Source organism: Pseudomonas sp. ME-P-057, assembly GCF_030208975.1.
GTDB classification, from domain to species: domain Bacteria; phylum Pseudomonadota; class Gammaproteobacteria; order Pseudomonadales; family Pseudomonadaceae; genus Aquipseudomonas; species Aquipseudomonas lutea.
This window is the reverse complement of record NZ_JARVSX010000021.1, coordinates 105183-124252: the sequence shown is the minus strand read 5'-3', so window position 1 is coordinate 124252 and position 19070 is coordinate 105183. Positions and strand designations below refer to the sequence as shown.

At 58.2% G+C, this 19070-nt stretch carries 17 protein-coding genes; 12 read left to right on the top strand and 5 right to left on the bottom strand.

Annotation, left to right across the window (positions count from 1 at the left end; translation table 11 throughout):
• Window positions 1–84: 84 nt before the first annotated feature.
• Complete coding sequence (locus QRN48_RS11720; protein WP_276209564.1) at window positions 85–495, bottom strand: hypothetical protein; 411 nt, start codon at window positions 493–495, stop codon at window positions 85–87.
• Window positions 482–1609 carry a polymorphic toxin type 44 domain-containing protein gene (locus tag QRN48_RS11715; protein WP_285350732.1) on the bottom strand — a complete coding sequence of 376 codons (1128 nt, stop codon included), beginning with the start codon at window positions 1607–1609 and terminating at the stop codon, window positions 482–484. Before QRN48_RS11715 ends, QRN48_RS11720 begins: the two co-directional genes overlap by 14 nt.
• Before the next feature lie 509 nt (window positions 1610–2118).
• Between QRN48_RS11715 and QRN48_RS11710 the strand changes: the two genes are divergently transcribed.
• The 5 genes from QRN48_RS11710 to ntrC all read left to right on the top strand — a co-directional run bounded on the left by QRN48_RS11710 (window position 2119) and on the right by ntrC (window position 6785).
• A complete protein-coding gene (locus QRN48_RS11710; protein ID WP_285350731.1) occupies window positions 2119–2685 on the top strand; it encodes a chorismate mutase in 567 nt (188 codons plus the stop codon).
• A 125-nt stretch (window positions 2686–2810) separates the two neighbouring features.
• Window positions 2811–3335, top strand: a complete 525-nt coding sequence (locus QRN48_RS11705) for a DUF4124 domain-containing protein (protein WP_191944674.1) — start codon at window positions 2811–2813, stop codon at window positions 3333–3335.
• Entirely contained in the window at window positions 3319–3963 is a 645-nt protein-coding gene (locus QRN48_RS11700) for a DUF4124 domain-containing protein (protein WP_191944675.1), read from the top strand. The genes QRN48_RS11705 and QRN48_RS11700 overlap by 17 nt, the downstream gene beginning before the upstream one ends.
• 303 nt (window positions 3964–4266) lie before the next feature.
• Window positions 4267–5352 (top strand): nitrogen regulation protein NR(II), encoded by a 1086-nt coding sequence (gene glnL, locus QRN48_RS11695; protein WP_037018753.1) that lies wholly within the window; start codon window positions 4267–4269, stop codon window positions 5350–5352.
• Complete coding sequence (gene ntrC / locus QRN48_RS11690) at window positions 5349–6785, top strand: nitrogen regulation protein NR(I) (protein WP_037018751.1); 1437 nt, start codon at window positions 5349–5351, stop codon at window positions 6783–6785. The genes glnL and ntrC overlap by 4 nt, the downstream gene beginning before the upstream one ends.
• Window positions 6786–6920: 135 nt before the next feature.
• Here the strand turns inward: ntrC and mgrA are convergent, their stop codons facing one another.
• The gene (gene mgrA, locus QRN48_RS11685) at window positions 6921–7958 is read right to left on the bottom strand and encodes an L-glyceraldehyde 3-phosphate reductase (protein WP_037018749.1); all 1038 of its coding nucleotides are present in this window, start codon (window positions 7956–7958) and stop codon (window positions 6921–6923) included.
• A 236-nt stretch (window positions 7959–8194) separates the two neighbouring features.
• Here mgrA and QRN48_RS11680 point away from each other — a divergent pair, with 236 nt between their 5' ends.
• Window positions 8195–8947 (top strand): SDR family oxidoreductase, encoded by a 753-nt coding sequence (locus QRN48_RS11680; RefSeq protein WP_285350728.1) that lies wholly within the window; start codon window positions 8195–8197, stop codon window positions 8945–8947.
• Window positions 8948–9060: 113 nt separating this feature from the next.
• On the opposite strand, the gene betT is transcribed toward QRN48_RS11680, so the two are convergent.
• Window positions 9061–11055, bottom strand: coding sequence for a choline transporter BetT (betT, locus tag QRN48_RS11675; RefSeq protein ID WP_191944677.1), 1995 nt, complete (start codon window positions 11053–11055; stop codon window positions 9061–9063).
• Between the two features lie 367 nt (window positions 11056–11422).
• Complete coding sequence (gene epsC, locus QRN48_RS11670) at window positions 11423–12367, bottom strand: serine O-acetyltransferase EpsC (RefSeq protein WP_037019249.1); 945 nt, start codon at window positions 12365–12367, stop codon at window positions 11423–11425.
• A 215-nt stretch (window positions 12368–12582) separates the two neighbouring features.
• Here epsC and QRN48_RS11665 point away from each other — a divergent pair, with 215 nt between their 5' ends.
• The 6 genes from QRN48_RS11665 to QRN48_RS11640 all read left to right on the top strand — a co-directional run bounded on the left by QRN48_RS11665 (window position 12583) and on the right by QRN48_RS11640 (window position 19041).
• Entirely contained in the window at window positions 12583–13584 is a 1002-nt protein-coding gene (locus tag QRN48_RS11665) for a D-cysteine desulfhydrase (protein ID WP_285350726.1), read from the top strand.
• 226 nt (window positions 13585–13810) lie between these two features.
• Entirely contained in the window at window positions 13811–14608 is a 798-nt protein-coding gene (tcyJ, locus tag QRN48_RS11660) for a cystine ABC transporter substrate-binding protein (RefSeq protein WP_037018739.1), read from the top strand.
• On the top strand, window positions 14605–15273 hold the full coding sequence (gene tcyL / locus QRN48_RS11655; protein ID WP_037018737.1) for a cystine ABC transporter permease: 669 nt from the start codon (window positions 14605–14607) through the stop codon (window positions 15271–15273). Before tcyJ ends, tcyL begins: the two co-directional genes overlap by 4 nt.
• Before the next feature lie 3 nt (window positions 15274–15276).
• Complete coding sequence (gene tcyN, locus QRN48_RS11650) at window positions 15277–16020, top strand: L-cystine ABC transporter ATP-binding protein TcyN (protein ID WP_285350723.1); 744 nt, start codon at window positions 15277–15279, stop codon at window positions 16018–16020.
• A gap of 569 nt (window positions 16021–16589) precedes the next feature.
• The gene (locus tag QRN48_RS11645) at window positions 16590–17324 is read left to right on the top strand and encodes a hypothetical protein (protein ID WP_285350872.1); all 735 of its coding nucleotides are present in this window, start codon (window positions 16590–16592) and stop codon (window positions 17322–17324) included.
• A gap of 475 nt (window positions 17325–17799) precedes the next feature.
• The gene (locus QRN48_RS11640) at window positions 17800–19041 is read left to right on the top strand and encodes an SfnB family sulfur acquisition oxidoreductase (protein WP_285350722.1); all 1242 of its coding nucleotides are present in this window, start codon (window positions 17800–17802) and stop codon (window positions 19039–19041) included.
• Window positions 19042–19070: the final 29 nt, after the last annotated feature.

The following is a 19070-nucleotide window of genomic DNA, read 5'->3' as shown; positions in this document are numbered from 1 at the left end:
ATAAGAGCCATGGCATTCATCACTGGATTCCGCCTCCACATGAACCATGTGGCTATCGAGGGGGGAGACAACCTCTACCAAACCTTACATTTTTGCGGAATCCCATTCGCAAGCCTTTAACCGTGCCACAGTGGTGCCGCTGCTTTCATGCCTATCAATTTCCCCGTTCAAGTCCAGTTGAATATGAACCTCAAACCAGCCGGGCGTGATACTCACACAGTGCCTTCGTCCTCCTGTATTTTTCCACCAGTTAAACTCCATAAAATAATCATCGCCCGGGAACAAGTGTCCCACATCATACGCTACACCCCCAGGTTTCATCCCACCCTTATAAATCTCGTCCTGAACATTCCATATATACCTAATCTCTCCTTCACCTTCGGCAGGATACCTAACCGTAACCGATGGCCAAATAGCCTTAAAAATCAGATTGCCAAAAAATAAAATCAGCAACGCGTAAAAAAATAGTCTGAATTTCTTTTTAGGTTTGCTCACATTTATGCACCTGTGCTCCATCCCCCCAAAGAGTTGGCTCAAAGGCCAAAACTTCATCCACAATCAAACCGGCCGTTACTCCACCTTCCCAATACTCTCCAGCCAGCTTAATTCCAATGCTGATGGAGACTCTGTCAGCGACATCATCCCACGACCGCAACGAAGTCCGAGGGGTGGCTGTAGCATGAGGCCCAGGAAGCTCCCATTCGTTCCTAGGCTTGTTCCACACCTCTTTTACTTTCCTTAGAGTGTCTGAGGCAATCTGCTCAAGGCCGGCACCGTCCAACAATGCACTTTCGGAAATCCCACCGATAGTCCCTACATACCCATAATGGATGTTCGACCATATATCGTAGTAATAGTCGTACTCACCGTGCTTATGCCAAAAACCTCCGTAATTTTTACGGATTATCGGCTTATGATCCCAAGGCCGGTTTTGCCCCACCCGCTCTGTCCATAACGCAAGCGCCTCAGCTTTTTTCGCTAGCTCGATGGTATTGAAGTTAGGTACATGCCCCATCGTTAAGTAAAACGGCTGTGCAAAATATTTTCTGGTTTCCTCTACCGAATCATAACCGTTCAATTCCCTCATTTTCAAAACTGAAGGGTGGTGGATATTGCGATTCATCTCATCGGCGATGTAATCGGCGAGTTCCTTCATACGATCAGGATGAGTACATGCGGCCGTCACTGGCGCCGATGCGATTGGTAAGGCCGCAGCTTGCTGGGGCGCAAATGGAGGGACTGACGGGAACGTCGTGGACGCTGATGATGATGATGTAGAAAGCACCTGCGACGTACGCGACGTAACGGCTCCCGGAGAGAGCTTTGGTCGCGTAGCGCTTTCATAGGTGGCACTGTCTATCGAGTTCAGCAGCCCGGACCTGCATGGACACCCACTGAAACTGTCGAGCGTGCCGGCAACTCGTCGTCCGTGATAGGTAAAATTATCAATACCGCCAGTAACTTCGTATGTGTTGCCGTCCTTGCCGCAGCTTACGGGGTCACCTTCACAGATGCGCTCGTGTCCGTTGAGCGTAAAGATAGTTGAACCCGCCAGAATTTGTCCGCCGCACGAGGTTTTGTCACCTCGCACAAGATAATACCCTTTCATATCCACTTTTCTCCACTGGTGGCTTATACGTTCTTCCGATCTGGGGGCGCTGGGTTAAAAAGCGTCAGCTCGCCCACGGTAGATCTCGCATCTCTGCACCACGAGAAGTGAATGCAGCCTGACCCGATTGATTGTCATCCTTAATGAACGGCCGAAGCGTCCAACTATCTGACCAACCCCGTCAGATAACGCTGATATGGAGCGAGGGTTTTTCTGGCAGATGCAGTTAGCATCCGAGTAGGTGAATGGAGGCCAAATTAGCGGATGGCGACTGGTTGGTCTGTAGGACGAATCTGATTTTTGGTTGACTGGGCAGGCGTCTTTCGGGATGCTTTTTTCCGAGCGCGCATTGTTCAGTCGCTATCAACATGTACCGAACCCATGAACGCCGCTCCCGGCAATCTTGCGTCAGGGCTCGGCGTTTTTTGATGCGCGGACACCCGTAACACCACGCTCTGCAAGCCGAAGTGTTAAACAGCGGGTACTCGATCGCACGTGAGGACGTAACCATGCTTAAAAAGCTCCAACTCGCTGTTCTGGCCTGCGGCGTGGTGTCCGCCGGCCTTCAGGCTGCTCCTGCGCAGCAGACTCCGGTGCAACTTCAGCCGCTCATTGCGGCCATGGAGCAAAGGCTGGAAATCGCCAATGACGTCGCGCGCAGCAAATGGCACAGCGGCAAGCCGGTGCAGGACAGTGAGCGCGAGCGTCAGGTGATCCAGAATGCGGAATCACGGGCGGGTGAATTCAAGCTGGGTGCCGACGATGTGCGGGAGTTCATGACCGCACAGATGGAAGCCAACAAGATGGTGCAATACGCGCGCATCAAGCAGTGGCGCGAAAGCGACCACTCCCCCGAGAAGCCCGAATCCAGTCTCACCGATGGCATCCGGGGTCGGCTGGATACGCTGCTGCCGGTGTTGATGCACAGTTACTCGGCGTTTCAGCCTTACCGCAGCGACACCAGGTGCCCGGATTGGGTGCAGTCGGAAATTCAGCGACAGGCCAACGATCCGGTCATCGTGACCGCGCTGCAGCGAGCAGCAGTCGACCTCTGCCGGACGACGCCAAACCAGTAAGCAGACGCGTAGCTCCGCTTCTCAACTGACACCGTCGCTCAGTATTCCTCTATGCTGATCCGGTGCCGCGCCATGCATTGAGCGCAGCACCATTGTTGTTGTCCTGATCGCTGCCTGGAGTGTTCATGCGTCAATGTCTCGCCCTTATGCTGCTGGTATTCGCACTGCCTGCTGCCGCGCAGATCTACAAATACACGGATGCCTCCGGGAACACGGCGTACAGCAACCAGCCGCCGAACGGCACCAAAGCCGAAACAGTCGAGCTGCCGCCACTAAACAGCGTAGAGACTGTCGTGCCCGCTCCGGCCCCGCCCCTGCCGGCGGCGCAGAACCAGAACCAGCAAAGCGCTACGGCTTATCAAGTGCTTGCGCTGAAAGACCTGCCTGAGGAAGAAGCCCTTCGCGCCAACAACGGCTCGTTTACCGTGGGCGTGGCGATCGAACCGCGCTTGCAGCCCGGACACCTGCTGCAATTGGTCGTGGATGGCGCGCCCTACGGACAGCCGACCAATGTTCCGCGGCTGCAGGTCCTGGAGCTTGACCGGGGAGAACACAGTTTTGCGGTGCAGGTACTGGAAAACCAGCGCTCCATCCAGCAAAGCGAGACGGTGAATCTGACAGTGCAGCGGGTCCATGCCGGACGACCTTAAACGCTTTTGCCGGTCCGTCGTTGCCCTGTGCGCGTTGATCAGCCTGAGCCAGACGGCCGTCGCAGAGGTTTATACCTACGTTGATGCAAACGGCAATCGAGTATTCACCGATCAGCCCCACCGCAACGCAAAGAAGGTCGACATTGCGCCGACCAACAGGGTTGAGCAGCCTGCGAATAAGCCGAATCGGGTCTCACGAGTCAAGGCGGCGCCGAGCCCGATCTTCCGCTATCAGCTTCTGCGCATACTGGCACCCGAGCCCGATAGCACTGTCCGTGACATCCAGGGCAACCTGAATGTCACCGTCACCAATGAACCCGAGCTTCAACCCGGCCATGTCTACCGGTTGCTGCTCGATGGCCAACTCTACGCAGCGCCAACGCGCAGCCCGGTTTTTCCGCTCACCAATATTGATCGCGGCACCCATCAACTTTCGGTCGAGATCGTTGACCAGACAGGGCGAGTACTTGAGCGCACACCCAACCAGCCCTTTCATCTGGTGCGCATCTCGCTGTCGCAGAAACGCCTCGCCCAACCCTGCAAGAACGATGATTACGGCGTGCGACCCGAGTGCCCCATCAAAGACAAGCCAGAAGAAGAATCGAGCTTCTTTCCTTTTTTCCGATGATGGGGCCAGCCTAGCCAAGCCCCATAATGGTGCATAAGCTGAACGAACTTTCGTTTAATCAGCCCATTTTGGTTCGGGGCCAAGCCATTCATGCACTGTCGCCGCGCCTGCCGTTCAAAAAACGCCCGCATTTCCCCGGACAACGCTTCTTTTCGGAGCCTTGGTTTGGTTTTTGCATTTTGTAATCAATACGCGGACACATCATACGTTTCAGCGGCTTCATAACGCTGGCAAAAGACCAATCAGAGCCTGCACCGGCGGCGCCGCCGACGTGCATTGAGCCATAAGAGGTCACCGGGATTCATGACTATCAGCGATGCGTTGCATCGGTTGTTACTCGACAACCTGACCACTGCCACGATTCTGCTCAACTCGGACCTGCGTCTGGAGTACATGAATCCTGCTGCTGAAATGCTGCTGGCCATCAGTGGTCAGCGCAGCCACGGGCAATTCATCAGCGAGTTGTTCACTGAGTCGGCTGAAGCGCTCAGTTCGTTGCGCCAGGCAGTGGAGCAGGCTCATCCCTTCACAAAGCGAGAGGCGATGCTGACGGCGCTGACCGGCCAGACGCTGACGGTCGACTACGCCGTCACGCCGATTCTCTCCCAGGCTGAAACCATGCTCCTGCTGGAGGTTCATCCCCGTGATCGTTTGCTGCGCATCACCAAGGAGGAGGCGCAACTGTCCAAGCAGGAAACCACCAAAATGCTGGTGCGCGGCCTGGCTCACGAAATAAAGAATCCCCTCGGCGGGATTCGCGGCGCCGCGCAGTTGCTTGCGCGGGAACTGCCGGAGGAAAGTCTCAAGGATTACACCAACGTCATCATCGAAGAGGCAGACCGGCTGCGCAATCTGGTTGATCGCATGCTGGGCTCCAACAAGCTGCCACTGCTGGCAATGACCAACGTCCATGAGGTGCTCGAGCGTGTATGCAGCCTGGTAGAAGCCGAGAGTCAGGGATGCATTACCATCGTGCGCGACTACGACCCGAGCATTCCCGACGTGTTGATCGACCGCGAACAGATGATTCAGGCGGTGCTCAACATCGTACGCAACGCGATGCAGGCCATCAGTAGCCAGAATGAGCTGCGCCTGGGCCGGATCAGTCTGCGCACCCGCGCCATGCGTCAGTTCACGATCGGCCATGTGCGCCATCGGCTGGTCAGCAAAATCGAGATCATCGACAACGGCCCTGGCATTCCGCCAGAGCTGCAGGAAACCATCTTTTATCCCATGGTCAGCGGCCGCCCGGATGGCACCGGGCTGGGCCTCGCCATTACCCAGAACATCATCAGTCAGCACCAGGGGCTGATCGAGTGTGATAGCCATCCTGGCCATACAACATTCTCGATCTTCCTGCCGCTGGAACAAGGAGCAGCGTCGACATGAGCCGTAGTGAAACTGTCTGGATCGTCGATGACGACCGTTCCATCCGCTGGGTACTGGAGAAAGCCCTGCAGCAAGAGGGCATGACCACTCAGAGTTTCGACAGCGCCGATGGCGTGATGAGCCGACTGGCGCGCCAGCAGCCGGACGTGATCATTTCGGACATCCGCATGCCCGGCGCGAGCGGCCTGGACTTGCTCGCGCGTATCCGCGAACAGCATCCGCGCCTGCCAGTCATCATCATGACGGCGCACTCGGACCTGGACAGCGCAGTGGCGTCCTATCAGGGCGGCGCGTTCGAATATCTGCCCAAGCCGTTTGATGTCGACGAAGCCGTCTCACTGGTCAAACGCGCCAATCAGCATGCGCAGGAACAGCAAGGCCTTGATATCCCGCCAACGCTGACCCGCACGCCTGAAATCATCGGCGAAGCGCCGGCCATGCAGGAGGTGTTCCGCGCTATTGGCCGATTGAGCCACTCCAACATTACCGTGTTGATCAATGGTGAATCAGGGACCGGTAAAGAGCTGGTTGCCCACGCCCTGCACCGCCACAGCCCGCGCTCCGCGTCTCCGTTCATCGCGCTGAACATGGCGGCGATTCCGAAGGACCTGATGGAGTCCGAGCTGTTCGGTCACGAAAAAGGTGCATTTACCGGTGCTGCAAACCTGCGTCGTGGCCGCTTCGAGCAAGCAGACGGCGGCACCCTGTTCCTTGATGAAATCGGTGACATGCCCGCCGATACCCAGACCCGGCTGCTTCGCGTGCTGGCCGACGGCGAGTTCTACCGGGTAGGCGGGCATATCCCCGTCAAAGTCGACGTGCGGATCATTGCCGCTACTCACCAGAACCTCGAAACACTGGTGCAGGCCGGCAAGTTTCGCGAGGACTTGTTCCACCGCTTGAACGTCATCCGCATTCATATCCCGCGCATGTCCGACAGGCGCGAAGACATCCCGACGCTGGCACGACATTTCCTCAGCCGCGCTGCGCAGGAACTGGCCGTTGAACCCAAGCTGCTGAAGTCGGAAACCGAGGAATACCTCAAGCACCTGCCTTGGCCCGGCAACGTGCGTCAGTTGGAAAACACCTGCCGCTGGATCACCGTGATGGCGTCGGGTCGCGAGGTTCACGTCAGCGACCTGCCCCCAGAACTGCTGAGCCTGCCGCAGGACGCGGCGCCGGTGACGAACTGGGAACAAGCGCTACGACAGTGGGCCGATCAGGCGCTGGCCCGCGGGCAGTCGAGCCTGCTGGACAGCGCAGTGCCGACGTTCGAGCGGATCATGATCGAAACTGCCCTGAAACACACCGCTGGTCGCCGTCGCGACGCCGCCGTGCTACTGGGCTGGGGCCGCAACACCTTGACCCGCAAGATCAAGGAACTGGGGATGAAGATCGACGGGGGCGATGACGACGAGGGTGAAGAAGCCTGAACGGGCTCAGCCCCTCATACTGACGGGTTAGGCGCAATGTAGGAGCCGGCTTGCTGGCGAACACGACATGTCAGGCGATGCTTCCATCACTGAGCCGTATGTTCGCCAGCAAACCTGCCCCCACAGCACTCACTGTTACTCAGCCGAAGACGGCTTCTCCCACAGGTTGATCCCGCCTTCCACCGCGAACCGATCAATCTCAGCCAGTTCTTCCTGACTGAATTCCAGATTGTCGAGCGCGCCGACGTTCTCGATGATCTGCTCCGGGCGGCTTGCACCGATCAACGCGGACGTGACGCGCGGATCGCGCAGCGTCCACGCCAGCGCCATCTGCGCCAGGCTCTGGCCACGGCGCTTGGCAATTTCGTTCAGGGCTCGCACGTGCTCGATGTTCTGCTCCGACAAATGCGCAGCCTGTAGCGAGCCGCCGCCTGGGCGGTTAACCCGCGCATCCTTTGGAATGCCGTTCAGGTATTTGTCCGAGAGCAGACCCTGGGCCAGGGCGGTAAACGCGATAACGCCTGAGCCCAACTCGTCGGTAGTGTCCAGCAGGTCTTTTTCTACCCAGCGATTGAGCAGGTTGTAGGCCGGCTGATGGATCAGCAGCGGCACTTTCCACTCCTTCAACAGGGCTGCCATTTCCCGGGTCTTGGCGCCCGAATAGGAAGAGATCCCAATGTACAGCGCCTTGCCTTGCTGCACGGCGGTGGCCAGAGCGCTCGCGGTTTCTTCCAGCGGGGTGTCCGGGTCAAAACGGTGGGAATAGAAAATATCCACGTATTCCAGACCCATGCGCTGCAAGCTCTGGTCGAGGCTGGCGAGCACATATTTGCGCGAACCTCCGCCCTGACCATAAGGCCCCGGCCACATGTCCCAGCCTGCTTTGCTGGAGATGATCAACTCGTCGCGATACTGCTTGAAGTCTTCCTTCAAGAGACGCCCGAAGTTGATTTCGGCACTGCCGTAGGGCGGGCCGTAATTGTTGGCGAGGTCGAAGTGGTTGATGCCCAGGTCGAACGCCGTGCGCAACATGGCGCGTTGAGTGTCGATCGGCGTGCTGTCGCCAAAGTTGTGCCACAACCCCATGGAAAGCGCTGGCAACACCAGGCCGCTTCGGCCCACGCGGCGATAGGGAATGCGTTCATAACGATTTTCGGCGGCGATGTAAGTCATCCAGTCCTCTCTTTCTTGTATGAGTGTCAGGGAACACAGCGAACCTGCGAGATTACTCGGATTTCCCGATGGCGCGGGGGTTCAAGATAAAGGACGGTTGCCCGGTCTGCGAACTCCCACGGCCAGGCATCGTGAGGTATTGGTGGCTGTGGTCAAACAACGAAATCCGTTGCGGGTTGTTTATGCGCTCGCCCGGGCATGTGAAGCTGGTCCCACTTCAACATTGGAGGCTCACCATGACGCAATCAGATAATCAAGTCGCTCGTCCTGTTGCCATCATCACCGGCGCCTCGCGTGGCATCGGTGCGCAAATCGCCCGGCGCCTGAGCGGCGACGGCTTTGCGGTAGTGATTAATTTCGCCAGCAGTGCGGGCGAGGCTGATGCGCTTGCCGCAGAGCTGAATGCTGCCGGCGGGCATGCCATCGCCATCAAAGCTGATATCGCCAGGAGCGACGAGGTCCGTTATCTCTTTGAGCAAACCGAAGCGCAGTTGGGAAACGTCGACGTGCTGGTCAATAACGCAGGCGTCATGAAGGCCCTGCCACTGGCAGAGACGAGCGATGAGCAGTTCGATCTGGCATTCAACATCAACGCACGCGGCACCTTCAACACGCTGCGCGAGGCCGGTGCCCGGATGAAGGATGGCGGACGCATCATCAACTTTTCCACCACTGCGTTGGCGCTGAACTTGCCGGGGTACGCGATCTATAACGCGACGAAAGCGGCCGTCGAGGCCTTTACCCACGTGTTTGCCAAGGAGCTGCGTGGCCGCAATATCACGGTGAACGCCGTTGCACCGGGGCCCGTCGCCACGGAGCTGTTCCTGCACGGCAAAAGCGAAGAGCAAATCCAGCACTTCGCCAACATGCCCCCGTTGCAGCGCCTCGGGCAACCGGAAGACATTGCCAGTGTGGTGTCCTTTCTGGCCGGCCCGGATTCAGGCTGGGTGAATGGGCAAGTGCTGCGGGCCAACGGTGGCTTGGCGTAGGAGCGATGCTGTAGAAACGCACTTGCCCGCAAAACGAGTCTGGTCAGTAACACTGAGGTTTACTGACCAGACGCTTTCGCGGGCAAGCGTCGTTCTACTTGAAACGCGTTGGCTTAGCGCACCAAGTGCAGGAACTGCATGTGCCGTTCGTACTGGTCGAGGATGTCATTGATCACCTGTTCCTTGGTGTAGCCCACCAAGTCGTAGTCCTGACTGCCTTCGCTCAGATGCACTTCGGCGCGGTAGTAGCGGCGATTGTTCAGTTGCTTCGAGCCCATGCCGCCACGCGCGAAGGACGGCGTGAAGTAGCCGCGCATCGTCGCCTGGTACACAAACGGCCGCTCTTCACCGTGACCAATTTCCAGACCCACCGTGTGATTGGCCGGGTCAGGCTGTGTCACCACGGTCAGGCCCTTCTCGACAAACACCGCCGTGACCTCTTCAATCGCTGGCCGGACGGTTTGATCCAGGAAGCGATAGACCTCGTCGCGCGAAGGAAACGCCACTGCCTGAGTCAGCCGCTGACGCCAGCCGCCACGTCGGGACCCGGACACCGGAGCCAGTGAATACAGCTGGGCGATCTTGCGCTGGGATTCCATGTAGAACGCCTTGTGCAGCCCCCACATCATCAGCAGCAGAATCAGCGAAAACGGTAGCGAAGTCAGCACCACGGCAGACTTCAACGCATCGATACTGCCCGAGAACAGCAAACCGCTGGTGATGAGTGCAGTCATCACGCCCCAGAACACCCGCAGCCATTTCGGGCCGTCTTCGTCGGGATTGCCCCCCTTGGCGGACAGCGTCGAGAGCACGACGGTGCCGGAGTCGGCAGAGGTGACGAAGAACACGAAGCTGATAAACACCGTGACAGCAATTACAGTTCGGCTCCACGGGTACGTTTGCAGCATCAGGTACAGGGTCATCGAAGGGTCTTCGATGGCTGACTGGCCCAACGCAGCCATGCCGTGGTTGAGCACCAGATCAATCGCGCTGTTACCAAAGATCGACATCCACGCCAGGGTGAAGCCCAAGGGGATCAGCAGCACGCCGAAGACGAACTCACGGATGGTGCGGCCGCGTGAAATACGCGCGATGAAGAGACCGACAAAAGGCGACCAGGCAATCCACCATGCCCAGTAAAAGACCGTCCAGCCGCCGAGCCAGTCGCTCGGGCCGTCATACGCATACACGTCAAAACTCTTGACCGGCAGGGCGCCGAGGTAATCACCAATGTTCTGCACCAGCGTGTTGAGCAGGTGTTGTGTTGGCCCTGCGAACAGCACAAACAGCAGCAGCGCGCAGGCCAGCAGCATGTTGATGTCAGACATCACACGCACGCCCTTGTCGACGCCGGCGATGGCCACCAGGATTGCCGCCCCCATCATGAGGGTAATCAGACCCACTTGAATCCAGTGGGTATGCGGCACGTTGAACAGGTAATCCAGCCCGGAATTGAGGTGCAGCACGCCGAAGCCCATGTCGGCGCCGAGCCCGAAGATGGTGGCGATGATGCCAAAACCGTCAACGGCGTAGCCGATTGGCCCGTTGATGCGCTTGCCAATCAAGGGGTACAGCGCCGAACGCAGCGCCAGCGGAAGATTGTGACGATAGGCGAAGTACGCCAGCGCCATGCCGACGAAGGCGAACACGCCCCAGCCGTGCAGGCCCCAATGCAGGAACAGCAGCTGCATGGCCTGGCGCGCCGATTGGGTGGTACCGCCCTCACCCTGCGGCGGCTGCAGCATGTGGGTCAGCGGCTCGGACACACAGAAGAAAAACAGCGTGATACTGATCCCCGCCGCGAACAGCATCCCTGCCCACGACAGGTAGCTGAATTCGGGCTCATCGTGGTCGGCGCCGAGCTTGATCTTGCCGTAACCAGACATCGCGGTGATTACCACGAAGAGCAAATACAACGTCATCGCCAGCATGTAGTACCAGCCAACCGTGTTGGCGGCCCAGTTCTGCGCGGCGAGTAGCCAGGCGCCCGAGGCTTCGGGGAAGCCGATCACGACCAGTCCGAAAATCAGGATGAAGCTGGCAGCGAAGTAAAAAACAGGGCCATTCATGCGAACGGACGTGCTGGTTGGTGCACTTGAATTATTCATGTGAACCCCGCCGCGCGGCGAGAGGAACGATCATGCAATGGGTATGCGGCAAAGGTAGGCCTCCTGAGATAAGCGGGCAGCGAACCACCGATTTAACTTGATTGAACGTTCAATTAAAACACGGATAGGTGCCGAGAGACTAATCCACGGTAGCGTGAAGCCCATCGAGGCGAGGGTAGGACGGATGACGAAAGCCTTTCGTTCCGTGGGCCAGGGAGGGATTTGATAGCGTTGAAAAACTATAGGAGCCGGCTCGCTGGCGAACCCGTCGCGTCAGGCAATTCTTCGCACCCGACACAGCACGTTTGCCAGCAAGCCGGCTCCCAAAAATCGAAACCCGCAAGGGTCAGTGACTGGCGCTCACCGCTTACTTGGGGCAGCCATCATCATGCTGCAGGCTCGCCTGATTGACGTTGCTGCCCGGTGGCACACCCCGCGTCAACCAGACGTTACCGCCAATGGTTGAGCCTTTGCCGATGGTAATGCGGCCCAGAATGGTGGCACCGGCGTAGATCACCACGTCGTCCTCCACAATCGGGTGGCGCGCATGGCCTTTGAGCAATTGCCCGTCCTCATCGGACGGGAAGCGTTTGGCGCCCAGGGTGACGGCCTGGTAGATGCGCACTCGCTCGCCGATGATCGCCGTCTCGCCAATCACCACGCCGGTCCCGTGATCGATAAAGAAACTCGGGCCGATCCGGGCGCCAGGATGGATGTCGATGCCAGTAGCGGAATGGGCCAGTTCGGCACTGATGCGCGCCAGCAGCGGTAATCCGTTGTGATACAGATGGTGGGCCAGACGATGGTGAATCACCGCCAGAATGCCTGGGTAGCACAGCAGGACCTCGTCAACGCTGCGCGCGGCAGGATCGCCGTGATAGGCCGCCAGCACGTCGGTGTCGAGGATGCGGCGAATGGTCGGCAGCGCGCTCGCAAAGTCCTGGATCAACCGCTCGGCATGCACATCGGCGCAGCTGGCGTCCTGACCTTGCTGCCGTGCGGCGTAACGCAACTCGAGCCGCGCCTGCGCCAGCAATGAGTTCAAGGCCACGTCGAGGGTATGCCCGACATAGAAGTCTTCGCTCTCTTCACGCAGGTCTACCGGGCCCAGCCGCATCGGGAACAGTGCACCGGACAGCGCGTCGAGGATGTCGCGCATCGCTTCGCGTGAAGGCAGCTCGCGGCCGCCCTTCTCTCCGCTGATTCGCCCGTTGCTGGTGCGCCAGTCATCACGTGCCGCGCGCAGCTCATCCACAATCCGCTGCAGTTGCCAGTGGCCGGTCACGCCTTCGGCGCAGGACTCCGGGGACAGGTCGGGAATAGTGCTCACGCAGGTTTCTCCTCAATTCAACGGCGAGTCAGGCTGGGTTGGCCGTAGTGGATTCACTCTACGACATCCGTTGGCGGCAAAAAAATAACTATTTTCGAAGGGCTTTTGTGTAAGGCATGGGCGCCGACAGGATGTTGCCCTGTAGGAAACGTCTGCCTATAGTCCTGCGACTTACTCGCAGACCTGTCGACGCCATCATGATCAAACAACAGCTTGCCCGTTTTAATCGTCTGGAACTGCTTGGCGGTCCGACGCCTCTGGAGAAGCTTGAACGCCTGTCAGCCTGGGCAGGTCGCGATGTTTACGTTAAGCGTGACGACATCACACCTCTGGCGTTGGGCGGCAACAAGCTGCGCAAGCTCGAATACCTCGCCGCCGATGCCCTGGCGCAAGGCTGCGATACGCTGATCACCGCTGGTGCGATTCAGTCCAATCACGTGCGCCAGACTGCTGCGTTGGCGGCAATGCTCGGTTTGGGCTGTGTCGCGTTACTGGAGAACCCGATCGCGACAACCGACAGCAATTATCTGAGCAACGGCAACCGCCTGTTGCTGGACTTGTTCGACGCCAAAGTCGAATTGGTCGAGAACCTCGACAATGCAGATGAACAATTGCAGGCCCTGGCCAGTCGACTGCGCGTAAGTGGCAAGAAGCCCTACCTGGTGCCGATTGGCGGTTCGAATGCGCTCGGTGCGCTGGGATACGTGCGCGCCGGTTTTGAGCTTGCGGAGCAGATCAGGCTAACCGACGTGTCTTTCGCAGCCGTGGTGCTGGCGTCCGGAAGCGCCGGCACCCACAGCGGTCTGGGATTGGCGCTGGCCGAAGAGTTGCCTGACCTGCCGGTGATCGGCGTCACGGTATCGCGACCGGAAGAGACCCAGGCCCCGAAAGTGCAGGGTTTGGCAGAGCAAACCGCACATCTGCTGGGTGAATCACTGCCCGCCGCTTTCAACGTGCAGCTGTGGGATGAGTACTACGGCCCCCGTTACGGCGAACCCAATGCCGGCACCCTGGCTGCAATCCGGCTGGTGGCCAGTCAGGAAGGGCTGTTACTCGACCCGGTGTACACAGGCAAGGCCATGGCCGGGCTGCTGGACGGCATTGGGCGGCAGCGCTTTGAAGACGGGCCGATCATTTTTCTACACACCGGCGGCGCGCCCGCCTTGTTCGCTTACCCGGACGTGTTTTCCCAAGGCTGATCCTGAACTCATGCGAACACCCATCACGAAATGGCTGCATATTCGATAAAACGCTAAGAAGGCAGTTTTTTATTATTTATGTTCATCGCGCTGGGGTTTTATGATCGCCGCCAGCCGGCGGGCAGGGCCTCGCAGGCGACTGAAAAAGCTGGATAAACGCGCAGCGTCAACGTAGCTTCGTCGGGACTGATATTGGCCTGACATTACAATTAAACAGGGGATTTTCATGAACATGTCTGCAATCCGCCGCACCTTCCTATTGTCTGCATTCAGCCTGGTGCTTGGCACAGGTCTGGTTACCCAGGCGGTCGCTGGCGATCAGTTGGCGACCATCAAAAAGAACGGAACGCTGAACGTCGGCCTGGAAGGCACTTATCCACCGTTCAGCTTCGTGGGTGAGGACGGCAAGCTGACTGGTTTTGAAGTCGAGTTCTCTGAAGCACTGGCGAAAGAGCTGGGGGTCAAGGTCAAGCTGCAAGCCACGCCGTGGGCTGGCATTCTGGCTGCACTGGACTCCAAGCGTCTGGATGTCGTGGTCAACCAAGTCACGATTTCTGACGAGCGCAAGAAGAAGTACGACTTCTCTGAACCCTACACCGTGTCTGGCATTCAAGCGCTGGTGCAGACCAAGGACGTCGGCACGATCAAGACGGCTGCCGATCTGAAAGGCAAAAAAGTCGGCGTCGGTCTGGGCACCAACTATGAAGAGTGGCTGAAGGCCAACGTGCCGGATGCGATCGTCAAGACCTATGACGATGATCCGACCAAGTATCAGGACCTGCGAGTAGGCCGTATCGATGCAATCCTCGTCGACCGCCTGGCAGCACTGGAACTGGTCGCCAAGACCAAAGACAAGCTGGCTGTATCCGGCGAACCGTTCTCTCGTCAGGAGTCTGGCATCGCGCTGCGCAAAGGTGAGCCCGAACTGCTGGATGCGATCAATAAAGCCATCGACAAGCTGCGCGCCGACGGCACCCTCGCCAAACTGTCGGACAAGTACTTCAAGGCTGACGTGACCAAATGATCCCGGAGAGCCTTCAGCTCGCGCTGGACTCCGCGCCCTTCCTGCTAAAGGGCGCGTACTACACAGTGGGCTTGAGCCTGGGGTCGATGTTTTTCGGATTGGTGCTGGGTTTCGGCCTGGCGCTGATGCGTCTGTCGAAGATCTGGGTTATCCGCGCCGTCGCCAGGGTCTATGTATCGTTCTTCCGTGGCACGCCGCTTCTCGTTCAGCTATTCATGATCTATTACGGATTGCCGGACCTGGGGATCGAACTGGATGCGATCACCGCAGCGCTGATCGGCCTGTCGCTGAACATGGCGGCGTATGCCTGTGAAATCCTGCGGGCGGCAATCAGCTCGGTGGACAAAGGGCAATGGGAAGCTGCGGCAAGCATCGGGATGACACGCGCCCAGACCATGCGTCGCGCCATCCTCCCGCAAGCCGCGCGCACGGCCTTGCCGCCACTGGGCAACAGCTTCATCTCGCTGGTCAAGGACACCGCCATGGCCGCGACCATTCAGGTCCCGGAAGTGTTCCGCCAAGCGCAGCTGATTTCCTCGCGCACGCTGGAAATCTTCACCATGTACCTCACCGTTGCGGTGATCTATTGGGTGCTGTGCAGCATTCTGGCGCATTTTCAAAATCGCCTGGAAGCACGGGCCAACCGCCACGATGTGGAGTCCTGAGGCATGATCACGGTTGAAAAACTGACCAAGCAGTTCAAAGGCAACGAGGTACTTAAGGGCATTGACTTGAAGGTCAAGCCTGGCGAAGTAGTAGCGATCATCGGCCCCAGCGGTTCGGGCAAGACCACGTTGCTGCGTTGCCTCAATCTGCTGGAAGTGCCCACCAGCGGCAGCATCATCGTTGGCGATATCAAGGTCGATCTGAGCCGCTCGCTGAGCCAGCAACAGAGCCTGATCCGGCAGTTGCGTCAGCACGTCGGGTTTGTCTTCCAGAACTTCAATCTGTTCCCTCATCGCACCGCGCTGGAAAACGTCATCGAAGGCCCGACCGTGGTCAAAAAGATGCCACGCGAGCAAGCCGTCGAGCTGGGCCGCGCGCTGCTGGCCAAGGTCGGGCTGGCCGGCAAGGAAGACGCTTATCCGCGTCGTCTGTCCGGCGGCCAGCAACAGCGAGTGGCCATCGCCCGGGCACTGGCCATGGAGCCGGAGGTGATCCTGTTCGATGAGCCGACGTCCGCGCTAGACCCCGAACTGGTGGGCGAGGTGCTCAATACCATCCACGCGCTGGCGCTGGAGAAACGCACGATGGTGATCGTGACGCACGAGATGAGTTTCGCGCGGGATGTCGCCGACCGAGTGATCTTCATCGACAAGGGCGTCATCGTTGAGCAGGGAGACGCGAAGGCGCTATTCGCCAACCCCAGGGAAGAACGTACCAGGCAGTTTCTTGAGCGCAGCAGGAACTAGTCCGACATCTAATGTGTTCAAAACGGCGCCAACAGGCGCCGTTTTCTTTGGCTTTAATATTTAGAAAAGCGTTGATCCGGCAAAGTTTCTGTTGTTTTCCTGCCGGCCCGCAGGGGCCACTTATCGGTTCTCCTTATATGAAGTGGCCACGGGTTGCGCATGGGTCCCGGGCGTTGAATGACTTTTTTCGGCCGACAAATAGCCCTATCCCTCTCCGACCTGCTCTGACCTCGCAACGAGGTCGATGTGCATGGAGCGCGAGCAGAACCGTCGCCGCCTCCATGACTTCGGCAAACAGAAATTCTACGTAGGAAAGTTCTGTATTTACCGCACACAGTATCTAAAAAGTTATTGCTCATTGACACAAACACTGCAACACAATTAGCTGAAAACGTCCTCGATTATTAAGCCAGCCAAAACATCAACTCCCCCTTTGCGACCATTTGTAATGTTTGCCATGCCTGTGTATCCCGGCGTGTACTAGTGCCAGTCGCTTTCGTGTTGTCAGTGCGACCCATTAATTACCTGCTACGCCTTAACCCATGCTCACTTTCAAAGAGTACTTAAAGATGATCCATACCCCCGTCATTACCCCGTCATTCAAGTTGATAGCGCCGTATTTGCCGCAATCGAACAAGCACGGGATTGGCGCCTCGGCAGCCGCAGATCTGCGTGTGCATATCGATCCTTACCCAGAGATGGACAGCGGCGACTTGATTGAATTGTTCTGGGGAGGTTGTTATGCCGCGTCAAAGCTTTTATCGGAATCCGACATTGGTCATACATCTGTCCTACATGTACCGGAAAGTTTTCTTCGAAGTGGAAAGGTAAAAACTTACTACCGAGTTACAAAAATTGGCAGTACACCCATCAAATCTCCCGGCACCAAGCTGTGGGTCAAACTGGAGGCTCCCGGCGGTCAATTGGTCAGTGGCGAAGTTGATGAAAATCAGGGCCTCGCCCCGGTGACTTTCGAGGAAGCAGTCATCAGCAACGGCCTGACCGCGCGGCACTTCGATGAAGGCGTTCAAATCACCCTCGACATCTACCCGCACATGGATGCCCACGACGAAATCACGTTGCGCTGGGGCGATGTTCGGCTGGATCTGCCGGCGCTGACGCAGCAAGCCATCGACAAGCCTGTCGTTGTTCAGGTGCCGGCGGAGCTGGTACGGGAGGCAGGCGACGATCCGCACCTGGAGGTGAGTTATTGCGTCATCGATCGGGTCGGCAATAACTCGCGCTGGGCACCCGTGCGTTTAATCAAAGTCGCTCTCAACGACCCTTCGCAGGCAGAAGCTTGATCGGTATTGCAGAAGGCTTTCGCGGCGCGACCACGACGCGCCGCGACTCTCGTGATCGAACACTGTGAGGCAACTCACAACTCTGTAGACAAAGGGAACCCTCCCACACGATCCCCAACTGCGTCCTACAACACCAGGCCTTACCCCAAGAAGGCGGCCTGCTAGCCTCCGGTGAAATCCTTCACGAGGTGTTGGCCATGTCCTGCAGACGTATCGTCAAGTACATGATGCTGGGAGTGGCGTTCGGCTCATGCCTGACCTACACGCAAAGCACTGCTCTGGCAAACGAAGTCAACGTTTCGCCTTCTATGCTTATTCCTAAATGTTTGTTTATTTAATTTTTATACACGCTTAGGGTATATGCACCGGACCACCGGACCGTCGTCATTTTCTTCGCCGCCACAGCGGTATTGATTCGAGGTTCGAATGGTCAAGCACAACGATCCCGGTGCTCGCGCTCGTGAAGGTCACCACCATGACTGATCTGAACGCCCCTGCCCTCCAGCACACCCTGGATGTGGCGCCTCCCCTGCTTCCTGCAAAGATACTGCGCAACGACCCCGATGCCATCGCGGCCGCCCACGAACTGGCTGCTATCGTTCGGCCCACTGCCGCCGTGCGAGATCGTGAACGGCAGTTGCCATGGTCGGAAATCGAGCAATTTACCCGCTGTGGCCTGGGCAGTATCACGGTGCCGCGTGCGTATGGCGGCCCGCAAGTGTCATTCGTGACGGTGGCGGAAGTCTTCGCCATTCTTTCGGCGGCCGATCCCGCAGTAGGGCAAATTCCGCAGAATCACTTCGGCATCCTTTATTCGTTGATCGGCAGCGCCACTGAAGCGCAAAAAAAAACCCTGTTCACGAGCATTCTCAACGGTGCACGCATCGGCAACGGAGGGCCTGAGCGTGGCACCAAAAACACCCTTGATGTGCGAACACGCCTGACCGCCGAGGGTGATCATTTTCTACTCAATGGCCGCAAGTTCTACTCCACCGGCGCGCTGTTCGCGCACTGGGTTGCGGTCAAGGCCATCAATGACGACGGCAAGCAAGTGCTGGTGTTTGTGCCTCGCGGTACACCCGGCTTGCAGATCATTGATGACTGGTCCGGTTTTGGTCAGCGCACCACCGCCAGCGGCAGCGTGCTGCTGAACAACGTGCGCGTGAGCGGTCAGCTGGTTGTGGATAACTGGAAGCTGGGCTTGGCGCCGAACATTCAGGGCGCCGTCTCGCAGCTGATTCAGGCGGCCATCGATGCGGGCATAGCCCGGGAAGCGATCGACGAAACCATTCGCTTTGTACGCGAGCGTTCGCGGCCTTGGATCGACGCCCATGTCGAGCGTGCCAGCGACGATCCTTATGTGATCGCCGACATCGGCAAATTGAAGCTCGAACTGCACGCCGCCGAAGCGTTGCTGCGCAAGGCCGGGCGGGTGCTGGATGAAGTTGCCGCCGTGCCCATCGACGAACAGTCCGCAGCGCGCGCGTCCATTGTGGTGGCTGAAGCCAAAGTGCTGACCACACACAGCGCTCTGCAGGCCAGTGAAAAGCTCTTCGAGCTGTCTGGCAGCCGGGCGACGCTGGCTGAATTCAACCTCGACCGTCATTGGCGCAACGCACGGGTTCACACCCTCCACGATCCAGTGCGCTGGAAAACCCACGCCGTCGGCGCCTGGCATCTGAACGGCACCCTGCCTGCCCGTCATTCCTGGATATAACCAGACAACTGGAAGCACACCTATGAGCC

Bases quoted from the DNA above. Each gene is read 5' to 3' on its own strand.
- ntrC (WP_037018751.1), top strand. From the start codon at position 5,349: ATGAGCCGTAGTGAAACTGTCTGGATCGTCGATGACGACCGTTCCATC.
- tcyJ (WP_037018739.1), top strand. From the start codon at position 13,811: ATGAACATGTCTGCAATCCGCCGCACCTTCCTATTGTCTGCATTCAGC.
- QRN48_RS11715 (WP_285350732.1), bottom strand. From the start codon at position 1,609: ATGAAAGGGTATTATCTTGTGCGAGGTGACAAAACCTCGTGCGGCGGA.
- QRN48_RS11665 (WP_285350726.1), top strand. From the start codon at position 12,583: ATGATCAAACAACAGCTTGCCCGTTTTAATCGTCTGGAACTGCTTGGC.
- QRN48_RS11700 (WP_191944675.1), top strand. From the start codon at position 3,319: ATGCCGGACGACCTTAAACGCTTTTGCCGGTCCGTCGTTGCCCTGTGC.
- QRN48_RS11680 (WP_285350728.1), top strand. From the start codon at position 8,195: ATGACGCAATCAGATAATCAAGTCGCTCGTCCTGTTGCCATCATCACC.
- QRN48_RS11705 (WP_191944674.1), top strand. From the start codon at position 2,811: ATGCGTCAATGTCTCGCCCTTATGCTGCTGGTATTCGCACTGCCTGCT.
- QRN48_RS11710 (WP_285350731.1), top strand. From the start codon at position 2,119: ATGCTTAAAAAGCTCCAACTCGCTGTTCTGGCCTGCGGCGTGGTGTCC.
- tcyN (WP_285350723.1), top strand. From the start codon at position 15,277: ATGATCACGGTTGAAAAACTGACCAAGCAGTTCAAAGGCAACGAGGTA.
- QRN48_RS11645 (WP_285350872.1), top strand. From the start codon at position 16,590: ATGATCCATACCCCCGTCATTACCCCGTCATTCAAGTTGATAGCGCCG.
- betT (WP_191944677.1), bottom strand. From the start codon at position 11,055: ATGAATAATTCAAGTGCACCAACCAGCACGTCCGTTCGCATGAATGGC.
- QRN48_RS11640 (WP_285350722.1), top strand. From the start codon at position 17,800: ATGACTGATCTGAACGCCCCTGCCCTCCAGCACACCCTGGATGTGGCG.
- tcyL (WP_037018737.1), top strand. From the start codon at position 14,605: ATGATCCCGGAGAGCCTTCAGCTCGCGCTGGACTCCGCGCCCTTCCTG.
- mgrA (WP_037018749.1), bottom strand. From the start codon at position 7,958: ATGACTTACATCGCCGCCGAAAATCGTTATGAACGCATTCCCTATCGC.
- glnL (WP_037018753.1), top strand. From the start codon at position 4,267: ATGACTATCAGCGATGCGTTGCATCGGTTGTTACTCGACAACCTGACC.